Origin of the sequence: Psychrobacter sp. (genome assembly GCF_030457785.1) — a bacterium.
GTDB lineage: Bacteria > Pseudomonadota > Gammaproteobacteria > Pseudomonadales > Moraxellaceae > Psychrobacter.
The window spans coordinates 1-7,375 of record NZ_JAKDUI010000142.1; the positions used below are offsets into that span (position 1 = coordinate 1).

5 protein-coding genes are annotated in these 7,375 nt (G+C 45.3%); 3 read left to right on the top strand and 2 right to left on the bottom strand.

Features of this window, described 5'->3' with window-relative positions; genetic code table 11:
- Positions 1 to 221 precede the first annotated feature (221 nt).
- Entirely contained in the window at positions 222 to 3,611 is a 3,390-nt protein-coding gene (locus L0J61_RS07730) for a DNA translocase FtsK 4TM domain-containing protein (protein WP_301465828.1), read from the bottom strand.
- A gap of 648 nt (positions 3,612 to 4,259) precedes the next feature.
- Between L0J61_RS07730 and trxB the strand changes: the two genes are divergently transcribed.
- From trxB to L0J61_RS07745, 3 genes are read left to right on the top strand one after another with little or no spacing between them, the layout of a single operon-like run.
- Positions 4,260 to 5,282 carry a thioredoxin-disulfide reductase gene (trxB, locus tag L0J61_RS07735; RefSeq protein WP_301465829.1) on the top strand — a complete coding sequence of 341 codons (1,023 nt, stop codon included), beginning with the start codon at positions 4,260 to 4,262 and terminating at the stop codon, positions 5,280 to 5,282.
- Positions 5,283 to 6,077 (top strand): leucyl/phenylalanyl-tRNA--protein transferase, encoded by a 795-nt coding sequence (aat, locus tag L0J61_RS07740; RefSeq protein ID WP_301465830.1) that lies wholly within the window; start codon positions 5,283 to 5,285, stop codon positions 6,075 to 6,077. It begins immediately after the preceding gene.
- Between the two features lie 33 nt (positions 6,078 to 6,110).
- Positions 6,111 to 6,548: a MerR family transcriptional regulator gene (locus L0J61_RS07745; RefSeq protein ID WP_301465831.1), complete on the top strand. Its 438-nt coding sequence runs from the start codon at positions 6,111 to 6,113 to the stop codon at positions 6,546 to 6,548.
- 85 nt (positions 6,549 to 6,633) lie between these two features.
- Here the strand turns inward: L0J61_RS07745 and rimI are convergent, their stop codons facing one another.
- The gene (gene rimI / locus L0J61_RS07750; RefSeq protein ID WP_301465832.1) at positions 6,634 to 7,137 is read right to left on the bottom strand and encodes a ribosomal protein S18-alanine N-acetyltransferase; all 504 of its coding nucleotides are present in this window, start codon (positions 7,135 to 7,137) and stop codon (positions 6,634 to 6,636) included.
- Positions 7,138 to 7,375: the final 238 nt, after the last annotated feature.

Consider the following 7,375-nt stretch of genomic DNA (forward strand, 5'->3'; position numbering starts at 1 on the left):
TTAAATCCTATCGAACAGATGTGGGCTTGGGTTAAACAAAAACGTAAAGAGTGGCGGCTAGATTGCGTTGATACCTTCTTATTTTATTTCTTATGGCTGTGTGGCGATTTATAAGTTCTTTGACTATAGCAATAGTAAAAGCGCCATGAAAAAAGCGAGCCACTCTCGTGACTCGCTTTTGCAGGCAGAACAGCTACCAATATTTTAGTCTCGACGTATATCTACATTAGTAGCTCACGCTTACCACTTTTGCCCATCGAGCTGACCAGTCCTGCCTCCTCCATTGAATCCACAATACGTGCCGCACGGTTATAGCCGATGCTAAACTTACGCTGAATGCTAGAAGCAGATACTTTTCGTGTTTCCATAATAAAGGCCACTGCATCATCGTATAAATCATCATCCTCGCCGGAGGAGCTGCCTGTGCTACCACCACCTGGGCTAGATAACTCAAAGTTCCCCGCCATATTATCGATATAATCCGGTGCACCACGCTCACGCCAAGCGTCGCAAACACGGTTCACCTCTTCATCGCTGACATAAGCACCATGCACACGGTCTGGCTCAATTTGTCCTGGTCCCAAAAACATCATGTCACCATTGCCTAGCATGTCCTCTGCACCGCCACTATCCAAGATAGTTCGCGAGTCGACTTTTGAGTTCACACGTAGGGCAGCACGTACAGGGATGTTGGCTTTGATCAGACCAGTAATCACATCGACCGACGGACGCTGGGTAGCCAGCATCAAGTGAATACCAGCTGCTCGTGACTTTTGTGCTAGGCGAGTGATTAGCTCTTCTGCTTGCTTGCCGACCTGCATAATCATGTCAGCAAACTCATCCGCGACGATAACGATCATCGGCAGGGTTTTTAGCTTTGGCGCTTGACTGACGCTCACGCTATCATTTGGTCGCCATAATGGATCAAGCATCGGATTGCCTGACGCTTCTGCGGCGATGACTTTTTTATTAAACTCATTCAGCTTACGCACCTTTAGTAAACTCATAAGCTGGTAACGACGCTCCATCTCCGCCACACACCATGACAGACTACTGGCTGCCTCGGTCATATCGGTGACAACTGGTGTTAATAAATGCGGGATGTCATTATAGTTGGCAAGCTCTAGCTGTTTTGGGTCGATCAAAATAAGCCGCAAATCATTCGGGGTGTATTTGAGCAACATAGACAATAGCATCGAGTTGACCAATACCGATTTACCAGAGCCAGTGGTACCTGCGACTAGCATGTGTGGCGCTCGAGCCAAGTCAGTGATGACAGGGTTGTCACCGATGTCTTTACCCATAGCCATACTGATTTGCGCTTTAGGGTCTTTGTAAGTATCAGTATTGAGCAGCTCAATCAAACGCACCATTTCGCGCTTTTTATTCGGTACTTCGATGCCGATATAAGGTTTACCAGGGATAACTTCCACCACACGTAAGGACGCCATCGAGAGTGAACGTGCCAAATCTCGCGAAATACCTGTCACCTTGCTGGCTTTTACGCCAGCAGCAAGCTCTACTTCAAAGCGAGTCACTACCGGACCTGGTATGGCGTTGACCACAGTCGCTTTTACATTGAACTCTTGTAACTTAATCTCCAATAACTCAGACAGCTGCTCAAGCTCTGCAGGTGTATAACTGGGTTTACGATCAGGATCAGGCTTATCTAATATAGAAAGCTCTGGAATAGGCGTGAGACTGTCGCGATAAGCAGCCGTCTGCATCGAGCGAGACTTCTGACTGAACGCAGCATCGTCACTGATATCTGGCATCACAGGTTTAGCGGTCTCATCACTAGTACCATCATCATCCGGCATCATGTCAGTGATATGATTCCCGCTATCCCTTTCAGGTACTGCAAAACTGACTGTTGGTGTGTCTGCAGACGCTGCTTGACTCGTCGCTGCCTTTGCGTTTACTGAGGAATTTGGTGAAATGCTTGAGGCTGAATCTGGCGTAGGTGCAGCCTTAGGATCCGCAGGCGGTGTATTGGTTGGCGTCATATCAGCCATTTCTGCAATAGCTTCAGTGCTTTGTGGTTGTGTTTCTGGTTTGGCTGCTGCTTCTGATACCGAAGAAGATGCGGGTTGTTCGGTGTCAACTGCCTGTACAGAAGGTTTATCAACAAGCTGGCTTTCTACATCTGAAGGAGCAGCGCCTTGCGATAATTTATCTGTATGTACTGAATCTTCTGTCTCTGACAGCTCTGGATTTAGAGCTACATTATTAGACTCAGTCACTACATGATCGGTTGCATCTACTGATATCAACTCAGAGGTGGTATGCTCTGCTAGCCATTCACCCGCCAGTGTATCTACGGATTTATCGACGGTCTGAGTTGTATCGTTTATGTCCGCTGAACTGATATCTGCTGAAACGGTGTCAGCAGTCGCTGGTGTGACTGATTCGCTGCTTGGTAGATCTTCAACTGACGTCTGATGTTCTTGACTACCATCAGTAGATACTGGACTAGCAGTAGATACTGGATTAGTAATAGGCGTTTGAGGCGCTGACACCTCTTCTTCCCTAGTCTCAGCTAGTGTTCCGGTATGACTTGCGCTGTCAGCCATTTGCTCGCTGGCCAATAGATCATCCACTGTATGCTCATCATTCCAAGAAAAACTTGGTTCGACTTTACGACTAGGCTGCGTCGTAGGATTTATAGATGACGATGCCTCTGGTGCCTTGCTTGCTTTGTCGTCGTTACCATTAGATGGTACAACTGCCGCGTCTACATGTTCATTTTTCTCATTATTAGACATAGCAGCTTGGGTTGCCGCTGCTACAGAGGCTTTCACGCTATCAGCCAATCCTGATGACGATAAAAAATCTGATAGTACATTACCGAATCGACCACTATCATCAACTGCGGACGTGCTACTAGAGGTTTCAGCCGATTGTAATTCTAACGGCAGCTGCTCATAATCAGAGGTCTTATGAGTATCTGCAACATCGACCCTATCATATTCAGCGGCAGCATCATTTGATGAGGTTGCGCTGTCATCGTACTTGGCTGCATTGGCTTTGACACCTGATCCAAACCACGACAGCGCAATCACTTTTTTATACATGGTCAGCCAATGTATATTAAAGGCAAAAGTCGCCGTGACAACGACGAACACCAGCAAAAACAACACACTGCCCCATTGTGATAACAACTGCGCCAAACGAGCTTGCAACTCCAAACCGATAATACCGCCAGCCACACCTTCCAGCTCAGTAGTGACAGGGTCGGCTACTTGTTGTACTAGAGCGACCATTTGAGCAAACAAGGCACTGCCGCTCAATAACAGGAATATATAAGCCACAAACCTCATCAGCCAAAGTGTGGGTTTGTTATCCCACCAGATCAAAACAGACTCATAAACGATAAATACGAGCAGCCACCAGGCGCCAAAACCAAAAAAGCCATAGAGCAAATCAGACAACCAAGCACCTGTTGCGCCACCCATATTATTGATCGTAGTCATATCACTACTGATATGTGACCAACTAGGATCGTTGCCCGTGTAGGTTATCAAAATGACAAACAGATAAACGGCCAGTATTAACCCAAGGAGGGTGAATATACCTTTTTTCAAATACTCAATTAGCGCTGCTGATATCACGTAAAATCTGCCTTGTTATTAATACTAAATACTTGCCATTGCATGATTAACTTTAACCATACGGACATAAAGTGTGACATATAAAGATACTGATGCTGATGCTGATGCTGATTGGAACCTACCTAGCGCAGTATTTAAGGCATATCTTCGATTGTTAATAGCTATGAGGCTATAGCACGATCATCCGCTACCACACTTGGCGTGACTTCTTATAATAACAAATACCTAGCTATAGTGGCGACCGTCTTATGAATAAAGCGTGCAACAAAACAAGGTAATGTACGATTTATATGACAATCGATACGATTAAGAAACACAACGCCGTGAGTAACTGCTGTCGAGGACTGACAGCCATCCGATTGGTATATAAAATATGGACAGATATGAAATCACGTTGAATACTCAATCATGGCACCGATATTGCGACCAGTTCTTTCTCAAAGCTGTCATGGTTTAATTATAATGATAGTCATATTTTCTTATGCAAACTTGCACTTTTAGCTTACTGCCCTTATGTTAGTATCACACAACAATTAGAGAGCCATATTACTTGTACTTTTTGATCATAGCTTTTAGGGCATATTGAAAACGTCCTAACCATATCGCGCCTTCATATTTTTAATTCTTATACCTAAAAAGGAACCATTTATGGCAACTGACAATACAGCGCCACGTCACGAAAAACTCATTATTTTAGGGTCAGGTCCTGCTGGTTATGCGGCCGCTATCTATGCTGCTCGTGCCAACCTCACTCCTGTCATGATCACTGGTATGGAAGTCGGTGGACAATTAACCACCACTACGGAAGTTGACAACTGGCCAGGTGATGCTTTTAACCTAACTGGTCCTGACCTCATGGAGCGCATGAAAGCCCATGCCGAACGTTTCGGCACCGAGCTGGTCTACGACCATATCAACGACGTCAATCTCAATGAACGTCCTTTCCAACTGTCTGGTAACAACGGCAACTATACTTGTGATGCTTTGATCATCTCGACAGGTGCCTCCGCACAGTACTTGGGGCTAGAGTCAGAAACCAAATTCAAAGGTCTTGGTGTGTCTGCTTGCGCCACTTGTGACGGTTTCTTTTATAAAGACCAAAAAGTCGCGGTAATCGGTGGTGGCAATACAGCAGTTGAAGAAGCGCTATACCTATCTAACATTGCCTCTGAGGTCACCCTCATACATCGTCGCGACAGCCTACGCTCTGAAAAAATATTACAAGATAAACTGTTTGAAAAAGCCAAAAATGGCAATATCAAAATCGAGTGGCACCATCAAGTAAAAGAAGTGGTCGGTGATGATATGGGTGTGAATGGTGTCATCATTGAATCCACAATCGATGGCAGTAGCAAGCAGATTGACGTACATGGCATGTTTGTCGCTATCGGTCATAAACCCAATACCGACTTATTCAAAGACCAGCTGGACATGAAAGACGGCTATCTTGTGGTCAATAGTGGTCTAAACGGCAATGCAACGCAAACCAGTATCGAAGGTGTGTTTGCAGCGGGTGATGTCGCCGATCACGTCTATCGCCAAGCGATTACTTCTGCTGGTACGGGCTGTATGGCTGCACTTGATGCTGAGAAATATCTGGATGCCATCGGTGATACAAATGCGAGTGACCATACTTATGCCTCCACATTGACAGCTGATAAAGAAGCATAAATGAACACTTTCTCACCACAGATTGAACCGCATGTCACGCCTCAAGCATTAAAAGAGCTTGGGCGTTATGACTTTCCTGACCCCGTCGCTATCGACCCTGACGGGGTTGGCATTGTCGCGGTAGGTGGTGATTTGGCAGCTGGAACATTGCTCTCTGCTTATGCGCAAGGGCTCTTTCCTTGGTTTAATGAAGACGAACCTATCGCTTGGTGGTGTCCCGAACCTCGCTGTGTGATGGTGCCGACAGACTATCAACCGAGCAGATCTCTACGTAAGCAAGCCAAAAAAGAACGCTGGCAGTTGACCTTAAATCAGGCTTTTGATGACGTTATCCATGCTTGTAGTCTACCTCGCAGCAACGGCTTGGCCGAAGGTGGGCACACTTGGATTCATGATGAGATGATTGAGGCTTATACCGGGCTACATGCTCGAGGATTTGCGCACAGTATAGAAGTCTGGGATGGTCAAGGTCAGCTAATTGGCGGGCTATATGGTTTAAAAATTGGCAGCATTTATTTTGGCGAATCGATGTTTCATCGTACCTCCAATGCCTCAAAGTTGGCGTTTTGGGGACTGATGCGTTTATGTGAGCAGGGCCACGTAGCGCTTGTCGACTGCCAGTTACCAAACGATCATTTGATGAGCCTAGGTGCCACGACGCTGCCACGTACTGATTTCCTCACTCAGTTGGACACCCTGATCGCCAATCCTACCATCAAGTGGCAAAACAACTCACACAGACCATTAGCAGTATCACGCCTTGACTCAATCGAATCTTGGCAACTCAAATCATGATGACGACTGAACCACGAAGTTATGGAGGTTATGATGGCACTTGATACACCATTTTTGTTGATCGGAAAACTGGCAAGCCAAGCCAATACGACCAAAGACACTGTGCGTCATTATGATCAATTGGGTTTGCTAAAGTCTCGGAAACGCCAAGCAGGATCGCGCTTATATACTGAGTTCCATCCTGAATGCATTGAGCGTATTGAACTGATTAAAAGTGCACAGGCCATCGGCTTTACCCTCATTGAAATCAAAGATAGCCTCAACAATTACTATGATGGTCATGTAGATATCGACTTACAACTGACGCTAACACAGCAAAAATTAGCACAAGTAGAAAACCAAAGAGCCAATATCAACGTCATGGTTGAACTGTTAAGTGAGCGTATCGAGATTCTTGAACGTATGAAAGCTGACAGTGATTATGAGTTTGATGTTGAGATCTGCAAAAAAACCATCCCCGTGCAACCCTAAACCATACCTTCCGATGTCAGCTCTTTTACTCGTAAGCGACTAAAAAGCGAGCAAAGTACTGAAGCCTTTCAAAGCCGTCACTGTTCTAAGGCGTGTCTTCGTAAGTACGTTGCATAATTAACGCATCGACCGCTGCTTGGTACGGCAGTTGATAATAATTTTTGCGTTTATGAATCACGGCAAACTCATGCTTTGTATATAGTGCCACCGCAGGCGCATTATCTGCTCTCACCTCTAGTAGTAAAGACGCTACGTCTCTCAGCTGCAATTCTTTATTCAATTGCGTCAACAGCTTTGAAGCAATACCCTGACGTTGATAATTAGGAAGTGTACCAATACGCAATACCTCTGCTTGCTCAAAGACCACTTGATACAAACAATAGCCAATCACCACTTTACCAGCGTTATCTATACCATCTTGCTCATCATAAACCAGCAGCATGTCGATACTGTCTTGCTCGAGCAGATCACACAATGCGTGATACTCCCATGCATCATGTGATTGTACTATCGACTCAATGTCGGCTACCTCTTGCACCGCCTGCCCTAAATTTGTTGCTTCTGCGGGTAATTTTTCTATGACGAACACAACAACTCCCTTACTTTATGAGGCTTAGCTATCAGTGTACTTGGTTTAAACGTCCTTTAAGTAAAACCTAGTCTTGTATAGCGACTATTTTAGCGTAAATTCGGGCTAATCTTTAAAACCAACAGAACACTTTGCTACTACTCACTTATTTTGATTGCTTCCCCCACAAAAAAAGCCACCCTTAGTTAAGGGTGGCTTTTCAACTTAAGAACTCACAAATATCAGCCTAGACTGACTT

Excerpts from the sequence above, each read along its gene's own strand:
- trxB (WP_301465829.1), top strand. The coding sequence starts at position 4,260 with ATGGCAACTGACAATACAGCGCCACGTCACGAAAAACTCATTATTTTA.
- aat (WP_301465830.1), top strand. The coding sequence starts at position 5,283 with ATGAACACTTTCTCACCACAGATTGAACCGCATGTCACGCCTCAAGCA.
- L0J61_RS07745 (WP_301465831.1), top strand. The coding sequence starts at position 6,111 with ATGGCACTTGATACACCATTTTTGTTGATCGGAAAACTGGCAAGCCAA.